General features: G+C 47.4%; 15 protein-coding genes, 1 pseudogene and 1 riboswitch. Of the genes and pseudogenes, 4 read left to right on the top strand and 12 right to left on the bottom strand.

Annotation, left to right across the window (positions count from 1 at the left end; genetic code table 11):
• Nucleotides 1-4 precede the first annotated feature (4 nt).
• Nucleotides 5-958: a ring-cleaving dioxygenase MhqE gene (gene mhqE / locus BW931_RS07305; RefSeq protein WP_076571213.1), complete on the bottom strand. Its 954-nt coding sequence runs from the start codon at nucleotides 956-958 to the stop codon at nucleotides 5-7.
• 219 nt (nucleotides 959-1177) lie between these two features.
• On the opposite strand from mhqE, the gene BW931_RS07300 reads away from it, so the two are divergent.
• Entirely contained in the window at nucleotides 1178-1795 is a 618-nt protein-coding gene (locus BW931_RS07300) for a YdhK family protein (RefSeq protein ID WP_008588155.1), read from the top strand.
• Between the two features lie 74 nt (nucleotides 1796-1869).
• On the opposite strand, the pseudogene BW931_RS07295 reads toward BW931_RS07300, so the two are convergent.
• A pseudogene (locus tag BW931_RS07295) lies at nucleotides 1870-2609 on the bottom strand (SDR family NAD(P)-dependent oxidoreductase).
• A 245-nt stretch (nucleotides 2610-2854) separates the two neighbouring features.
• On the opposite strand from BW931_RS07295, the gene coxB reads away from it, so the two are divergent.
• The 3 genes from coxB to BW931_RS07280 are packed head-to-tail and all read left to right on the top strand — an operon-like array spanning nucleotide 2855 to nucleotide 6049.
• A complete protein-coding gene (gene coxB / locus BW931_RS07290) occupies nucleotides 2855-3538 on the top strand; it encodes a cytochrome c oxidase subunit II (protein WP_076571211.1) in 684 nt (227 codons plus the stop codon).
• A 20-nt stretch (nucleotides 3539-3558) separates the two neighbouring features.
• Nucleotides 3559-5484 (top strand): cytochrome c oxidase subunit I, encoded by a 1926-nt coding sequence (locus BW931_RS07285; RefSeq protein WP_084193876.1) that lies wholly within the window; start codon nucleotides 3559-3561, stop codon nucleotides 5482-5484.
• Complete coding sequence (locus BW931_RS07280) at nucleotides 5474-6049, top strand: cytochrome c oxidase subunit 3 (protein ID WP_076571210.1); 576 nt, start codon at nucleotides 5474-5476, stop codon at nucleotides 6047-6049. Before BW931_RS07285 ends, BW931_RS07280 begins: the two co-directional genes overlap by 11 nt.
• 90 nt (nucleotides 6050-6139) lie before the next feature.
• On the opposite strand, the gene BW931_RS07275 is transcribed toward BW931_RS07280, so the two are convergent.
• The 10 genes from BW931_RS07275 to BW931_RS07230 form a co-directional block, all read right to left on the bottom strand.
• The gene (locus tag BW931_RS07275; RefSeq protein ID WP_076571208.1) at nucleotides 6140-7333 is read right to left on the bottom strand and encodes a M20 family metallopeptidase; all 1194 of its coding nucleotides are present in this window, start codon (nucleotides 7331-7333) and stop codon (nucleotides 6140-6142) included.
• Between the two features lie 12 nt (nucleotides 7334-7345).
• On the bottom strand, nucleotides 7346-8179 hold the full coding sequence (locus tag BW931_RS07270; protein ID WP_076571205.1) for a MetQ/NlpA family ABC transporter substrate-binding protein: 834 nt from the start codon (nucleotides 8177-8179) through the stop codon (nucleotides 7346-7348).
• Nucleotides 8180-8195: 16 nt separating this feature from the next.
• Nucleotides 8196-8858 (bottom strand): methionine ABC transporter permease, encoded by a 663-nt coding sequence (locus BW931_RS07265; protein ID WP_076571203.1) that lies wholly within the window; start codon nucleotides 8856-8858, stop codon nucleotides 8196-8198.
• Nucleotides 8848-9876 carry a methionine ABC transporter ATP-binding protein gene (locus tag BW931_RS07260; protein WP_076571201.1) on the bottom strand — a complete coding sequence of 343 codons (1029 nt, stop codon included), beginning with the start codon at nucleotides 9874-9876 and terminating at the stop codon, nucleotides 8848-8850. Before BW931_RS07260 ends, BW931_RS07265 begins: the two co-directional genes overlap by 11 nt.
• 86 nt (nucleotides 9877-9962) lie before the next feature.
• Nucleotides 9963-10078: riboswitch (SAM riboswitch) on the bottom strand.
• A gap of 162 nt (nucleotides 10079-10240) precedes the next feature.
• Nucleotides 10241-10999 carry an SDR family oxidoreductase gene (locus BW931_RS07255; RefSeq protein WP_076571200.1) on the bottom strand — a complete coding sequence of 253 codons (759 nt, stop codon included), beginning with the start codon at nucleotides 10997-10999 and terminating at the stop codon, nucleotides 10241-10243.
• 142 nt (nucleotides 11000-11141) lie between these two features.
• Entirely contained in the window at nucleotides 11142-12173 is a 1032-nt protein-coding gene (locus BW931_RS07250) for a S66 family peptidase (protein ID WP_076571198.1), read from the bottom strand.
• Between the two features lie 54 nt (nucleotides 12174-12227).
• Complete coding sequence (locus tag BW931_RS07245) at nucleotides 12228-12893, bottom strand: DUF1028 domain-containing protein (protein ID WP_076571195.1); 666 nt, start codon at nucleotides 12891-12893, stop codon at nucleotides 12228-12230.
• Between the two features lie 203 nt (nucleotides 12894-13096).
• Nucleotides 13097-14506 (bottom strand): amidase, encoded by a 1410-nt coding sequence (locus BW931_RS07240; RefSeq protein WP_076571436.1) that lies wholly within the window; start codon nucleotides 14504-14506, stop codon nucleotides 13097-13099.
• Nucleotides 14499-14681, bottom strand: coding sequence for a hypothetical protein (locus BW931_RS07235; protein ID WP_076571192.1), 183 nt, complete (start codon nucleotides 14679-14681; stop codon nucleotides 14499-14501). The genes BW931_RS07240 and BW931_RS07235 overlap by 8 nt, the downstream gene beginning before the upstream one ends.
• Before the next feature lie 183 nt (nucleotides 14682-14864).
• A complete protein-coding gene (locus tag BW931_RS07230; protein ID WP_076571190.1) occupies nucleotides 14865-15617 on the bottom strand; it encodes a hypothetical protein in 753 nt (250 codons plus the stop codon).
• Nucleotides 15618-15620 lie beyond the last annotated feature (3 nt).

Genomic DNA, 15620 nt, shown 5'->3' with positions numbered 1-15620 from the left:
CTGTTCAGGAACGTTTCGTGTTGAAAGGGCGGACCTTCGCTTCGATCTGTTCACGCTGTGACTCCAGGAATGGTGGAAGGGACAGACTTTCTCCCAGCGTTTCGTAAGGTTCGTCACCCATAAATCCGGGACCGTCCGTGGAAAGTTCCACAAGAATGTCTCCGATGCGTGTATAAAGGGCTTCGAAATAAAAGCGGTTCACATTTCCGGAGTGCCCCATGCCGAGTTCATTATACTTCTCTTCCCACTGTTTCAAAGTATCGTGGTCTTTCACTCTGAAGGAGACGTGGTGGACTTCGCCGTACCCCTGACGTGCAGGTGATGTTTCATCTTTCCGCAGGATAACCTGACCGCCGTTACCGCCTTCGCCCACTTCCAGAAGCGTTACGTCCTCTTCCTCGCGGATCGGCTTCATTTTGTATACGTCACCGAGCAATTTTTTGAAATCATCGAAATAGCTTACAGTGATTTCAATCGGACCAAGACCGTATACGGCTTTTTCTTCCGGAACCGGACCGTTCTTCCATGGCGTGCCTGGCGCTACGCCATTATCGTTTTCATCGGAAAACAACTGGAATCTCTGACCGTCAGCTTCTTCGAATGGAAGAACTTTTTTTTCGAATAATTCCTGGATGCCGTCATTTTTTACACCAAACTCTTCAAACCGATCCTGATAATACTTAAGTGCCGCATCGTCAGGTACGCGCAAACCGATTCTCGAGATCGAGTTCGTGCCGCGTCTTCCTTTCGGAATGTTCGGAAAGTCGAAAAACGTGACGTCTGTACCCGGAGAGCCTACGTCATCTGCAAAAAACGTATGGTACGTCTGAATGTCGTCCTGGTTCACCGTTTTTTTAACCAGTCTCATACCAAGTACTTCTGTAAAAAATTTATAGTTCCTTGCTGCATCGTCCGTAATCGCTGTTACGTGGTGAATTCCTAATAAACCGTCTGTCATGTGTTACAACTCCTTTAATTGATAGTTTTCATCTGCATATTCAAATGTCTGAGATTTTTTATCTCGACTTCAAGATAATTATATCCTAAAATAAGTGACCTTATATGTCAACATTTATACATTTGATACTGTCGCCATTCTGTCACCGGAGGTGCACGAAAAATGCACATAGAAAAGGTACCATATACGTGACATTAATGATTCAGGAGGGATTAATAAATGAAAAAGAACATTATTTTCGGTGTAATGGCTCTCTTTTTGGCCGCATTACTCGCTGCATGCGGGAATTCCGCAGAAGAAACAGAAAGTTCGGGTGACAAAAAAGAACAGGAAGAACAAAAAGAAGACACTAAAGAACAGAAAGAAGACACTGAGGGAGGAATGGGACACTCAGCGGAAGAGATGTCCAGTGACGGCTCCGTACCGGCTGGTCTGAAAAAAGCGGAAGACCCTGAATTTGCAGTCGGTGACAAAGCTGAAATCAAAGCCGAACATATGAAAGGGATGAAGGGTGCGGAAAGTACAATTTCCGGCGCTTTTAACACAACGGTCTATACTGTTTCCTATACACCTACGAACGGGGGAGACCCGGTAAAGAACCATAAATGGGTGATCCATGAGGAATTTGAAAATCCGGGAGAAGCTCCGATGAAAGAAGGCGAAGAAGCGGTAATGACTGCTACTCATATGAAAGGCATGGAAGGAGCCACAGCCACTATCGACTCTGCGAAGGAAACTACCGTATATATGGTCGATTTCACGACAACCGATACGGAAGAACAAGTGGAGAACCACAAGTGGGTAACGGAAGAAGAGCTGGCTCCTGTGGAGCAATAAGATTCTAACGTTAAAAAGGGAGCCGACTGAAACAGCGGCTCCCTTTTTTTACACTCTAATTATTCTTATATCTGTCACCGGCCGACGGTCCAGCCGCCGTCGACTTTCAATTCCGCACCCTGCATATAGTCTGACTCATCCGATGCAAGAAAGACAGCCGCTGCAGCAATTTCCTCCGGTTTCCCGGCTCTTCCGGCAGGAATATCTTTCAGCCTCTCATCATCGATGCCTTTCGTCATAGGTGTATCAATGAATCCTGGAGCAATCAGATTCGCTTTGATGCCTTTGCTGCCGAAGTCGTACGCCAGCTGTTTTGTAAATCCGTGTATGGCGTGTTTACTCGTAACGTAAGTGTTGCCGCCCGCTCCGGCAACGAACGTGGATTGGGAACCGATGTTTATAATCGTTCCCTTACCTTTTCCAGGAATATCGGCACCGCGGCGTTAGCTGCCAGGTACGGCCCCTTCACATTCACGTTCATCAATTTATCGAACGTATCTTCATCCGTTTCCACTACGTTTTTATAAGCGTCGTGCACTCCGGCGCCGTTGTAAAGTACGTCCACCGTGCCAAACTGTTCCACGGTTTTGTTTATCCCGTTCTGCACAGACTCGCGATCTGTAACGTCCATCTGTACAAAAACGGCTTCTCCCTTCGCCTTTCTGATCTCTTTGACGATTGCTTCCCCTTTCTCTTCTTCCAGACCGACGACTACCACGCGGGCGCCTTCTTCTGCAAACTTTTTCGAAGTCGCCTCTCCGAGACCGGAAGTACCGCCGATGATTATTGCTGTTTTATTATCCAATCTTCCCATTTCAGAACTCCTCCTTAATTCTACTGGTTTCTTTTAACAATAAAGTATTACTGCTTCTCTCAAGAATTCTTCCCTTTATAGACCAGGTACTAAAACTTCTATTTTTTCGGAAGCAGACTTTCAAGTTTACCCCTACAGAAAAATTAAGCAGAAAGTCCTTCTCTTTATTTGTTTCATCTTCCGTAATAAAGGCTACAGTGAATAATAAGGTTTCTAAAATCTCAGAAGAAAAGGTTGAGATGCATATGAAGAAGTTGCTTCCTGTACTGATTATGTTATTTCTCACAGGCTGTAACGTCCGGACGCTTAATCCTGTAAGTGAGGCAGGAGCTGACCAGGCTTTCCTGATTAAACTGAGTTTTGGAATTATGATGTTTGTCGTTGCGGTTGTATGTGTCCTTTTCATCATTTTTACAGTGAAATACCGCGAGAATGATTTAAACAGAAAAGATATTCCAAAACATGAAGAGGGCAGTCGTGTATTGGAAATTCTCTGGACGACCATACCTTTCGTTCTGCTTGCCATTCTGGCTGTCCCTACCGTGATGTATACGTTCCAGGCTTCAAATACGGAAGCTGGCTCCGAAGACACGCTGCATGTAGACGTAATAGCCGAGCAGTGGAACTGGACGTTTGCGTATGAAAATGGAAAAGAAACACATAAGGAACTTGTTCTGCCGGTCGACCGTGAAGTAGTTCTCCATCTGAAGTCCACCGATGTTATCCATTCCTTTTGGGTGCCGCGCCTGATCGGCAAAAGGGATACGATTCCGGGGGAGGAAAACGAGCTCAAGGTGACCCCGGATCAGACAGGCACGTACCAGGGAAAATGTGCGGAATTCTGTGGTCTGGGCCATACCGATATGAGGTTTGATACCGAAGTCATACCGGCAGAGGAATTCGAAGAATGGTTGAGTGAAGAAAAATAGACAGTTAAAGAGGTGAGACTATGGAATTCTCGTTTAACGGAAAATCTGTATTCGTACCCACGGACGTCATCGCCGGGTGGCTAAGCGTACTTATAATCACACCTATTGTTCTATATATCATCATTAAAAACCGGTACTGGTCGACGATTTTGGATTATACCACGACGACCAATCACAGAAAAATCGGTACCCTGTACATTCTTTTTTCCATGCTTTTCTTTTTAAGAGCGGGTGTGGACGCTTTATTTATGAGGACCCAGCTTATCACCCCGGAAAACGAATTCTGGGTCTTTCAAGGTGAAAAATATAATGAACTGTTCACAACTCACGGAACCATGATGATATTTTTCGTGGCCACCCCTATTTTAATCGGGTTAATGAACGTAGCGGTTCCGCTCCAGATCGGTGCCAACGATCTCGCTTTCCCCTACTTGAATCTGGTTGGGTTCTATCTGTTTTTAACGGGAGGAACGATTTTCTTCCTCGCCTTCTTTTTCAATGCTGCGCCGAACATGGGGTGGACCGCTTACGCTCCGCTTTCGACCGATTCTTATACGCCCGGGCCCAACAACAATTTCTACATATTCGGGCTTCAGGTTTCCGGGCTTGGCACGATATTTGCAGCGATCAACATGATGGCTACCATTATTCGCCTGCGGGCACCGGGGCTTACGTTGTCGAGGATGCCGCTTTTCCCCTGGGCTACGCTGATTACTTCTTTCTTAATCTTGATCGCTTTTCCTGTGCTGGCGATTGCTTTACTGCTGCTTCAGTTCGACCGGCTTTACGACGCCACTTTCTTCCTCGGGGAACTCGGCCATCCGGTTTACTGGCAGCACCTGTTCTGGATATTCGGGCACCCGGAAGTTTATATTATCGCTCTTCCGGCTTTCGGAATCTTTTCGGACATCATCTCCAACTTTTCAAGAAAAAATGTGTTCGGCTATACGTCCATGGTCTTTTCCCTGACGTTAATCGGTCTGCTCGCCCTGATGGTGTGGGTGCACCATATGTTCACCGTGGGGCTCGGGGCATTTTCGAACACCTTCTTCGCAATCACTTCCATGCTTATCGCCGTGCCGACAGGAATTAAAGTGTTCAACTGGCTCTTCACGATGAGACGCGGCGTCATAAGTATGAAAGCTCCTATGATGTTCGCTTTGGGCTTCATTCCCACCTTTGTCATGGGCGGGGTGACCGGGGTGATGCTCAGTTCGGCAGCTGCGGATATGCAGTTCCATGATTCCTACTTCGTAGTCGCCCATCTGCACTACGTTATCATCGGCTCCACCATACTGGCAGCATTCGCCGCTATTTACTACTGGTATCCGATCATGACCGGGAAAATACTGGACGACACACTCGGGAAGTGGCATTTCTGGCTGTTTCTTATCGGCTTCCACCTCACTTTCTTCCTGCAGCACTTAGCCGGCCTCGACGGTATGCCGAGACGTGTCTATGAATACACCCAGGAAGACGGAGTGTGGTCCTACAATTTCATCAGCAGTATCGGAGCCTATCTTATGGCTGTATCTATGCTGTTTTTCCTTTGGAATATCATTAAGACCCATCGCAGCGGCGCCAAAGCCGGAGACGACCCGTGGGACGGACGGACCCTGGAGTGGAGCGTCCCTTCCCCGCCTCCGGAACACCCGTTCGAAAAAATGCCGGTCATCGACCGCAGAGACATGTTCTGGTGGTCGAAAATCAATAACAAGCCGTTACCGGTCGCAAAAAACCCCCGTCCTTCTCCCATTGCGAGAAGAACGTTCCAGCCGATGTTTCTTGCCGGGAGCTTATTCATCTTAAGTTTCGGCTTCATTTACGGATGGGTGTGGGTGCAGATCCTCGGCGGCATCCTGTCGTTAAGCACTTTCGTCATCAGAGCGTTTTCCGATGAACGCACGGAGGCATATAAGAGAGAGGAGGAGGAAAATGAGCAGTAAGCTAATGTCCGAAGAGTTATTTGCCGACAAAAAAACGGGTTTCTTCATATATCTCTTTGTGGAAGCGATTATGTTCACGACACTGTTCGCCACTTACCTCATTTACACTCCACCACAGACAGGGCCGTACCCGGGTGAACTGTTCGAATGGCAGACGACACTGTTCGCTTCTCTCTTCCTGATATCGAGCAGTGGCACTCTGCTCCTCTCGGAAAAAGGACTGAAGGAGAGGAAGATGAAGTTGATAGTGGCAGGTGTGGTCATCACGTTTCTGCTCGGAGCCGGCTTCATGTACTTCGAGATAGAAGAATTCCGCAAATTCATTACCGATGGACACGTCGTCTCAACGAACAACTTCCTGTCTGCATACTATGTATTAGTCGGTCTTCACGCCGTCCATGTAACGTTCGGGCTGGGCTGGATGATCGTACTCCTTGTTCAGGGCAGACTTCTGCCTTTCAACCTGTTTAAGGAGAAACATAAAATATTCAATTACTACTGGCATTTCGTAGACGCCATCTGGATAATCATTCTGCTCGTTGTTTATATTCCCTACCTCTTCTGATCCTTAAAATGAGTACAGAAAGGCAACTAAAAAATCTTCGCCGGCTTACTATTCCCAGTAAACGGCGAAGATTTTCTTTCCTCTAAATATTCACGCCTCCCTGCCAAGGTATTCATTCTTCACTTTCTGTAACAAATCCGCTGAGCATAACAACTCGACTCCTGTCAGAGCCAACGCTTTCGCTCCTTTCAATAAGGCTGCGTCACCTTCTCCCGAGCGGGCTGCTTCCCTGAATTCCTTCGTATGAGGAACGAGGTCCTCTTCACCGATTTTGATGTAAGGATGGATAGTCGGTACCACCTGGCTGATGTTCCCGGCGTCCGTGGAGCCGAGTCCTTTCTTCAGCGGCCGATAATCTTCCCCGAGCCCTTCGATCTTTTCTTTGAAAATCTCCTCAAACGCAGGCGTCACGTTGAAGTTATCCACCCCGTTCTGAATTCTCGTCATAGTATAGGAAGAACCTGTTGCCGCAGCAGCCCCTTCAGCGACCTTTTTTACTCTGGCGGTAAGCCGGTCACAGTCCTCTCTCGTCTTCGCCCTTAAGTAAAACCGGGCCCGTGCGTATTCCGGCACTATGTTCGGGGCTTCTCCCCCGTCCAGAATCACTCCGTGCATCCGTACGTCTTCAGATACGTGCTGCCTGAGAGCATTAATGCCGTTGAATAACTGAAGCACAGCGTCCAGAGCATTGATCCCATCTTCCGGGTTACTGGCAGCATGGGCAGCTGCCCCGAAAAACTCAAAATCCACCGGATCCACCGCCAGCGTCGGGGCGGAACCTGAAGTAGTTCCGAGCGGATGGACCATCATACAGACGTCTATGTCCCGGAGGTACCCATGTCTTACAAACGTACCCTTAGCGCTTCCGTTCGGCCCTCCTTCCTCTGCCGGAGTTCCAAGAACTACCACTTCCCCACCTGTTTCCTCTATCACTTCTCCGAGAGCAATCGCTGCCGCTGTTGATGCCGTACCGATGATATTGTGCCCGCACGCATGCCCAAGGCCGGGAAGGGCATCGTATTCCGCTAAATATCCGATAACAGGGCCCGGCCGGCTCGATTTCTTACGTGCCAAAAAGGCGGTTTCGTGGTCCGGAATTTGCCTGTCAATAGTGAACCCGGCTTCTTCAAGGAGAGAAGTAAGCAACCCTGAAGCGAAAAATTCTTCATTTCCTATTTCCGGATTGTCATGAATCGCATGACTCGTCGTAATATAAGTTTCTTTCCTGTTTTCAATAAAACTGGCGATGTGTTCCTGTAAGTCGTGTGCTGTCGTCAAAGTCATAATTACTCTCCTTTACCATCCTATTTTTTCGAGAGGGACGAACGTCGGTATCAATGAATCATCGAACACTTCACGAATGTGTTCTGCCACATCTTCCTGCTGGTATATATCGACAATTTTCTGATACACTTCTTTATCCGCTTCCTCGGCCTGCGCTGCGATAATGTTTATATAAGGTTCAGCTGTCTCATCTTCTATGAAAATAGCGTCGTCCACCGGAACAAACCCTGCCTCTACGGCTACCCCGTTGTTGATAACAGACGCTGCTACATCAGTCAGTACACGCGGCGTCTGGGCAGCTGCGACCGGTTCAAATTGCAGATTCTTAGGATTGTCCGTTATTTTATCCAGCGAACCGTTCCCGTCAAAATCTTCCGGCAGACCGATCAGTTCTGCTTTCTCCAGCAGAAGAAGGGCACGCCCCATATTTGTAGCTTCTTTCGGTAAGGCAATAGAACTCCCTTCCGGAATATTTTTTACATCTTCATATTCTTCCGAGTACACACCCATCGGCGCAATGATTGTAGTAGCGATAGGTTCGAGATCGAGGTTCCGTTCTTCAATAAAAGAGTCGAAGTAGGAAACGGTCTGAAAGGCATTCAAATCGATATCCCCGTCCGCCAGAGCCATGTTGGGACGAACGTAATCCGAAAACTCCACGAGCTCTATTTCAATTCCTTCTTCGGCTGCTTTTTCCTTCACTTTTTCCCAAATGGGAACGCCGGAACCATTCAGCCCTACTTTAACGACTTCGTCACTTCCTGAAGCTCCGCTCTCTTTACTGCATCCTGCGACCAATGTCGCGGCCGCTATCAGCAGCCCAAGTAGTACAATGATTTTTTTCATTTATAAATCCTCCCGCCTATTGTCTTTTCATTCTTTTGGATAATACGTTCCCGAGCGTCTGAACCACTTGCACAATTAAAACCAGCAGAAGAACCGTGACGATCATGATGTCCGTTTCGAACCGCTGATATCCGTAGGCTATCGCCAGGTCTCCAAGACCTCCTCCTCCGACGAAGCCGGCCATGGCAGATGCCCCAACTAAGCCGATCGTCGCTATCGTCAGGTTCAGCACGATGGAACTCAAGGCTTCCGGTACATATACGCGTAATATAATCTGCCAAGGAGAGGCTCCCATCGCTTCTGCCGCCTCCACGACGCCGGGTTTCACTTCCATAAGACTGCTTTCCACCAGCCTTGCTATATAAGGTCCTGAAAATAGTACGAGCGGTACGACAGCCGCTGCAGTCCCAATAGACGTGCCGACCAGAAACCTTGTAAGAGGGAGGATCGCTACAAGAAGAATAATGAACGGGATGGATCGAAAGAAGTTGATCACTACGCTTAACCCTTTGAAAAATGCGCTATTTTGGAGAAGCCCGCCGTGTCTCGTAACGACAAGTGCGATTCCAAGCGGGATACCGATGAGTGCCGCTACCACCAGTGACACCCCTACCATAATCAATGTTTCGTTGATGGCCTGCAAAATCTTTGGCCAGAATTCCAGTAAATTAACCTGCATCAGCTTCCACCTCCTGGACGTTTACTGTCCGCTGTATATAATCCAGTGCTCTGACAATCTCCCTGTCTTCCCCCAGCAGTTCCACTACCAGCTGGCCAAACGGGATTCCCTGCAGTTCCGTAATTTGTCCGAAAAGAACGTTCACTTCGACCTGATAGTTTTTGGCTACCTGTGAAAAGATGGGCTGAGCAGCCTTCTCCCGGACGAATGTGACCCGGTATACGTGACGTCCTCCCCCGCGTTCTTCAATACCCGCGAGGATGGAAGGCGGGATATCGCTCTCCATCACCGACTGGATAAAGTTTTTCGTCGTCGGGTGCTGAGGATTCGAGAACAGTTCGAAAATGGACCCCTGTTCAATGACCTGGCCGTTTTCCATGACAGCGACACGGTCGCACACTTCCCGGACTGCGTTCATTTCGTGGGTAATCATCAATATCGTAAGGTTATACTCGTCGCGTACTCTTTTCAGTAACTGAAGGATCGACTTCGTCGTCTCAGGATCAAGTGCCGAAGTCGCTTCGTCACATAATAAAATGTCCGGTGATGTAACAAGCGCCCGGGCAATACCTACCCGCTGTTTCTGACCACCCGAGAGTTCTTCCGGATACTGATGTGCTTTATCCGAAAGTCCTACGAAATCAAGAACCTCTTCCACTCTGGCTTTTATTTTTTTCTTGGGAGTGCCGGAAATGATCAGCGGGAAGGCGACATTATGTAAAACCGTTTTAGACTCCAGTAAGTTAAAGTGCTGGAAGATCATCCCGATACGCTTGCGCATTTTCCTGAGCCCGGGCTTAGATAACCGGGACAAATCATCCTCCTCCACTAATATATTGCCCCCGGAAGGCTGCTCCAGCAGATTCACCAACCGGACAAGCGTACTTTTCCCGGCTCCACTGAACCCGATCACTCCGAAAATTTCACCTTTCTCGATCGATATGTCTACGCCATCCACCGCCCGCAACTCTTTTCCGTTGTGCTCATACACTTTCGAAACGTTCTCGAACTGAATCATGCTCCATCCTCCTTACTTAAACGAAAAGACCCCTCTTCCAGAAAAATGGAAGAGGGGTCTTCTAATAAAATTTAGAAAACCGTCTCTTCTCATCTTTCAAGTACGATGCACCTGCTGGAATTGGCACGGTTTCCGATGGAATTCCATCAGTTCCGCTGCCGAGGTTTCAAAGGGCCAGTCCCTCCACCTCTCTGGATAAGAAGATACGTTTATAGTTTTTTGTGATGTGAACTATCTTAATACAATCATGACTTTGTCGTCAATCAGTTTTTTGAAAATTATATTAAATAAGTCACTGAACGTGCAGGTGAAGCTCATTATAAAACCCTCCCGAAAAGTTCGGGAGGGTCACTTCGATTGAACGTCAGTACGCCAGCCACCCGGCATCTGCTCTGATCACTTCACCATTGACAAAAGCTGAGTCTTCACTGGCCAGAAACAGTGCGATTCTGGCTACTTCTTCCGCTTCGCCATTCCTCGGGTTATTCCCGGACCCGGACAAAGCCCTTTCCATACCGAATTCATCCGGTTCTGACATGGTCGTTCCAATATTCGTAGCCACTCCGCCCGGAGCAATAGCATTGCAACGGATTCCGTGATTCGCATATTGGAAACCCACGTTTTTCGTATAACCGGCCAGAGCATGCTTGGAAGCTGTATATGCAGCTCCGGCTCTGGAACCTGCAAGGCTGGCGGATGAGCCCATGTTGACAATAACACCACGGCCCTTCTCCAAAAAAATCGGAAGAGCTTTACGAGTAGCTCTCATAGGTCCCGTTGTATTTACCGCCAGCACCTTTTCCCATAATTCATCGGTTACCTCGGCAGCAGGCATCATGTTATCCATCATCCCGGCATTATTAACCAGAATATCCAGCGTTCCATACGTGTCGACAGCTGTGTCGATCAAACGCTGGACATCTGATTCTTTCGTCACGTCCGCCAAGACCGCTGTAGCAGTTCCATTATTCTTTTCAATTTCCTCGACCGTTTCCTGCGAGCCTTTTTCATTAACGTCAGAAACGATGACCTTCGCACCTTCTTGTGCATATAATATAGCGATTTGTCTCCCCATTCCTGAACCAGCTCCGGTTACCACAGCTACCTGACTTTCAAGTTTCATAAAGCAGTTCTCCCTCCTGAAAGATAGTTGAACCCTTTTAGAATCGAAAGCTGACCTGAAGATAAGAGAACCTATCTTTATCTTATCACTTCATATAAAAAATTCAAAATAAAGAACATTTATCCTTAAAAAGAAATGAAATCTATTCCACTCCACTTTCCAGAATGGAAAAAGTCTTTTCACTGCAATTAATTACCGCCTGCGCTCCATAAGGAAGGAGAAATTTCGGCTCCGTATGGCCAAAATTCAAGTTGTACAGCACAGGCAAATCCACGAGACCATACTCCTTCATTACCCGGGAAATAACTTCTTTGTATTCCTCATAGTAAGCTTCATCTTTCGGCTTACCGAATACGATGCCCGCAGCCTTCTGCAGAATCCCCTGGGTCGCGTAGTTACGAAGCCAGCGTTTTATATCCTCAGGCGGAGTTTTTTCTTCAGACGTTTCAAAGAAAATAATTCCGCCCTTCCACGCTTCCTTCTCCGGCCAGAGTGTCGTCCCTTTCACCATTTCCAGAACATCGATACAGCCGCCGATGAGTCTGCCTCGTGCTATACCGGAACCTTGGAGAACTTCATAACCTGAGTTCGCCTGCATCGTACGGCGGGTGTTTTTGTTCGACTCTTCCCACTCCAGATGTTCACTCGTCCACTCTTTGGCAGGAGGAATGTTACCGATAGCTTCTCCTGAAAAAAGTGTGCGGTTCAGCATATTTACTGTATACGGATCCATTTCCACATTTTCCGCAAAGTCCGTTAAGACCGCCGGACCATAAAAAGAAGAGAGACCTGCCTTATGGCAAAACAGATGGGAAACCGTAACGTCTGAGTATCCCATAAAAACTTTGGGATTATCGCGGATCACATCAAAATCGATGTACGGCAGCAGGCGGACACTGTCGTCCCCGCCTATATTGGCAATGATGCCTTTAATCGACTCGTCTTTAAACGCGTTCATCAGATCTTCCGCACGCGCTTCCGGATGCTCGTAAATATATTCAGAGCCCTTTAAACTGTTAGGCATAGGAACGACTTCTAAATTGAACACTTCTTCAAGTCTTTTTACGCCCTGGTCATAACGCCATCGGATGTCCGGATCACCGGCGATGCCTGAAGATGTACTTACTGTTGCCACTTTGTCTCCTGCTTTCAGTTTTTGCGGTTTAATTAACAACGAAAACGCTCCTTTTATTACTTTATTTCTTACCTTATCAGAGCTTCCTCTATATCAGGAATCAAAATTTCCTTTAGGGTTATCTTTAGTGGGAAGATCCCCGACGAAAGGGAACAGTTCTTCTTCCGCTACCTGATGAATTCTGTACAGCTCCTTCACAGGGTCAGGATGCTCATCAACCCGAAGATCGACTAAAGGATACTCTTCGGTGTCCGAAACGCGGACGGCGGCTGACTGCCGGCCACGCTTGTCCCCTCCCTCATCCTGGCCGGCCTGGAGAGCTATAACAAGTCTTTCGGAGAGAGGGGTACCTTCCGTTTCCAGAAAAGAGTCATACATCGCCTGAATGGTCTCGGGTCCGGTGAGCATACTCCCTGCCACCGCAAAGTGATCACCTTCCCGATGACCGTACCATCCTTCGCACTCGTCTCCTGAAAAAGCGGCACTGTTTCCATCCTTGTCCACGATACAGAACTGCCGGATGGCTGGTTGTGCGTCTTCTTTTAAAACCTTTTCTTTCACTTTCTCTGCGGAAAATCCTTCATTTAGATAACGGACACCGTTAATTCCTATATAAGGATTGACGAAAGACTGAGTAGCCACGGCTCCCGCCTTTGGTGCAGTAAAAGGACAGAGCGCTCCTACCGCCGGTACTTTGGTGGAGACCGCCACTCCAAACTGACCGGTCTCTTTGCATTTTGCTGTAATCGAAAAAGTCATATCAGCATTTCTCCTCTCGTTCTGTAAACGTTTCTGTCGATTATGTATCCCGTACCTACTGTACTTTCGGCTCTCCGACTTCGTTTTTCATTCTATTGAGTTTAAAGACCTGCTGATTTCCAAATGGAGCAGCAGGTCCTGTAACATAAACTATTTCATAAATTTCAGGTGAGTTTATTCAGAATTAACACCTGTTTAACACTTTACCTGAGTTCAGGCTTCTTCCCCTGCATCGGAGCTGTTTTTTCGAAAGCATATCCTGCATTAAGGATTCTTCCTTCTTGAAATGCCGGCCCGATGATTTGCATGCCTACCGGCAACCCCTGACTTAGTCCGCAGGGCACGGATAATGCCGGAAGACCGGTTAAGTTTTCCGGCCCCATGAACCGGATAATATTATCTATTACATCCACTTTTTCTCCATTCAAATAGGCAAAGTCTTCCCCAATATTGTTCGGAAGTACAGGCAGTGTCGGAGCCATAATGACGTCAACCTTATTGAATGCTTTCTGGAAATCCTGTTTCAGCTGTCTTCTTACCTGTTGAGCCTGAAGATAATCGACAGCAGAAGGGAGTTCGCCAAGTTCAAACAGCAGACGTATGTCACTTCCGAAGTCCTGCGGTCTGCTCTGTAAATCGCTATGGTGTATGGCGGATGCTTCCGAGAGGGAGGTGATCAGTTCCGCCCAATCCGAATACTGAAGAGAAGGGATCTTGACTTCCTGCACTTTAGCACCCTGGTCGACCAATTTTTGAATTCCGTTGCGTACCAGTTTTTCCACTCCTGAATCTACGCCTTTAAAAAAGAAATCTTCGTTGACACCTATAACGAGATCTTTCACGTTCCCTGTCACGGCCCCTACGTAGTCATCCACAGGGACATTGATTGAAGTCGGATCCTTTTTATCAAATCCTGCAATAATTTGAAGCAACCCAGCTGCATCTTTTACTGTTTTCGTCATCGGGCCGACGTGATCGAGCGTCCATGCCAGTGGATAAACCCCATATTTACTGACTCTTCCGTAAGTCTGTTTTAAACCGACGGTCCCGCAGGCAGAGGAAGGGATCCGTATGGAACCGGCGGTATCCGTACCGAGAGAGGCTATCGTGGCATCCGAAGCAAGTGCTGCGCCGGATCCTCCACTCGAGCCTCCCGGTATTTTATTCGTGTCCCATGGATTGCGTACTGCACCATAGTGCGGGTTGTTATTCGTCACACCCCAGGCATATTCATGCAGGCTCAATTTACCGGTGAAGACGACCCCTGCTTCTTTTAATTTGGATACCACTGTCGCATCGTGATCGGAGACAAAGTCTTTGTGGATTTTCGACCCCATCGTAGTCACTTTGTCTTTCATATAAATGATATCTTTTATAGCCATAGGAATACCATGGAACATGCCCCGGTACTGCCCACTGCTGATTTCTTTTTCCGCTTTCTCCGCTTCTTTCAAAGCATCTTCCCTGTATATTTCAATATGGGAATTAATCGTTTCCTGCGTAGCCTCTGCCCGGTCCAGAACCGAATTTGTGATATCTACCGGAGATATTTCCCCTTTTTTCAAAAGCGGTGCAAGTTGTTCGACTGATTGTGATGCCAGTTCTTTACTCAGAATGATCACCTCCGGGAACGTTTCTTAAACTGATGTCGGCATCATCCACATTCACAGTTTCAAGATTCCCTCGCGCTGCTTTAAGCCCTGCCCACCGGTTCTCTAAAATTTCCAGGTGTTCTTCTTTAGGATCTATACCTTTTTGTTCCAATAGTTCTTTAACGGAAAGAGCCATTTTCATCACCTTCCCTGTTTTATTAGAGTACTGCCAAGATTATCATCCGGGAGTTTCTCACATTCCGAATAAACGCCTATACAACGCTGTATTGAAAACGCTTACAGTAAACTTATTGAAAGATTAACAATTTTTTTGAATATAAGTCAATCAGGAAGATAGATAATACCTTCTGCTTAATGCTCAATATCCTATAATGGCAGTTTGGACTTCCTTTACCACCTTTTCGGAAATCCTGTTAATATCCAGCAGGTAGACATTATTCAAACGCGGATTAAATACCCCCAGCTTTTCAATCTTTGCGAACTCCGGATGTATGGACTGCTCTCCCATCAGGTAGTAAACGAGGAGTTGTAACGTATGCTTTCCGGTCGGCCTTGATTTCGAAACCTTGAAGTCCCACAAGGTATCTGCGGTCAGGAAGTCCCCGTCTCCGCTGTGGATAAGATCCGTATATCCACCCTGAAAGGTGAAACCGTCTTTCACTACCGGCCCGTAGATATCAAAAAACGTAAGGGCTCTCTGGACCATCACTCGTATATTCCCGATCGTATCTTTGTCAGGTTCGATCAATCTAACCGGCTTATAACCTTGTACCCCCGCACGAACAATCACATCGTATCCGGAAAGTTTACAGGCGTTTATAACGGAAGTGTCATCCGTACCGTTTATTCCTTTGACCAGGTTCGCTGCTCTCTCCTTCTCCCGTATACGTGCGGCTCCCAGCAGAGAAATACTGAATACCTCTTCAGCCGGTGTACCGGTTTTACACCGCGTTAAGTAATCTACCGCCAGTCCTGTAAGACTTGGATGTAGATTCTCTTTTTCCTTAAGGTCACATTCATCCGGCAGAGAAGTGACGGCGAATTCACCCGGGTTTACGTATCCTCCCCGAGGTTGCCTGATTTCTGAAATTCTTTGCGTAACTGATACCATGCG

The organism is Salimicrobium salexigens, from assembly GCF_900156705.1.
In the GTDB taxonomy this organism is placed as follows: Bacteria; Bacillota; Bacilli; order Bacillales; family Halobacillaceae; genus Salimicrobium; species Salimicrobium album.
Note: the sequence above shows the minus strand (reverse complement) of the source record. Positions and strands in the feature narration are given on the sequence as shown.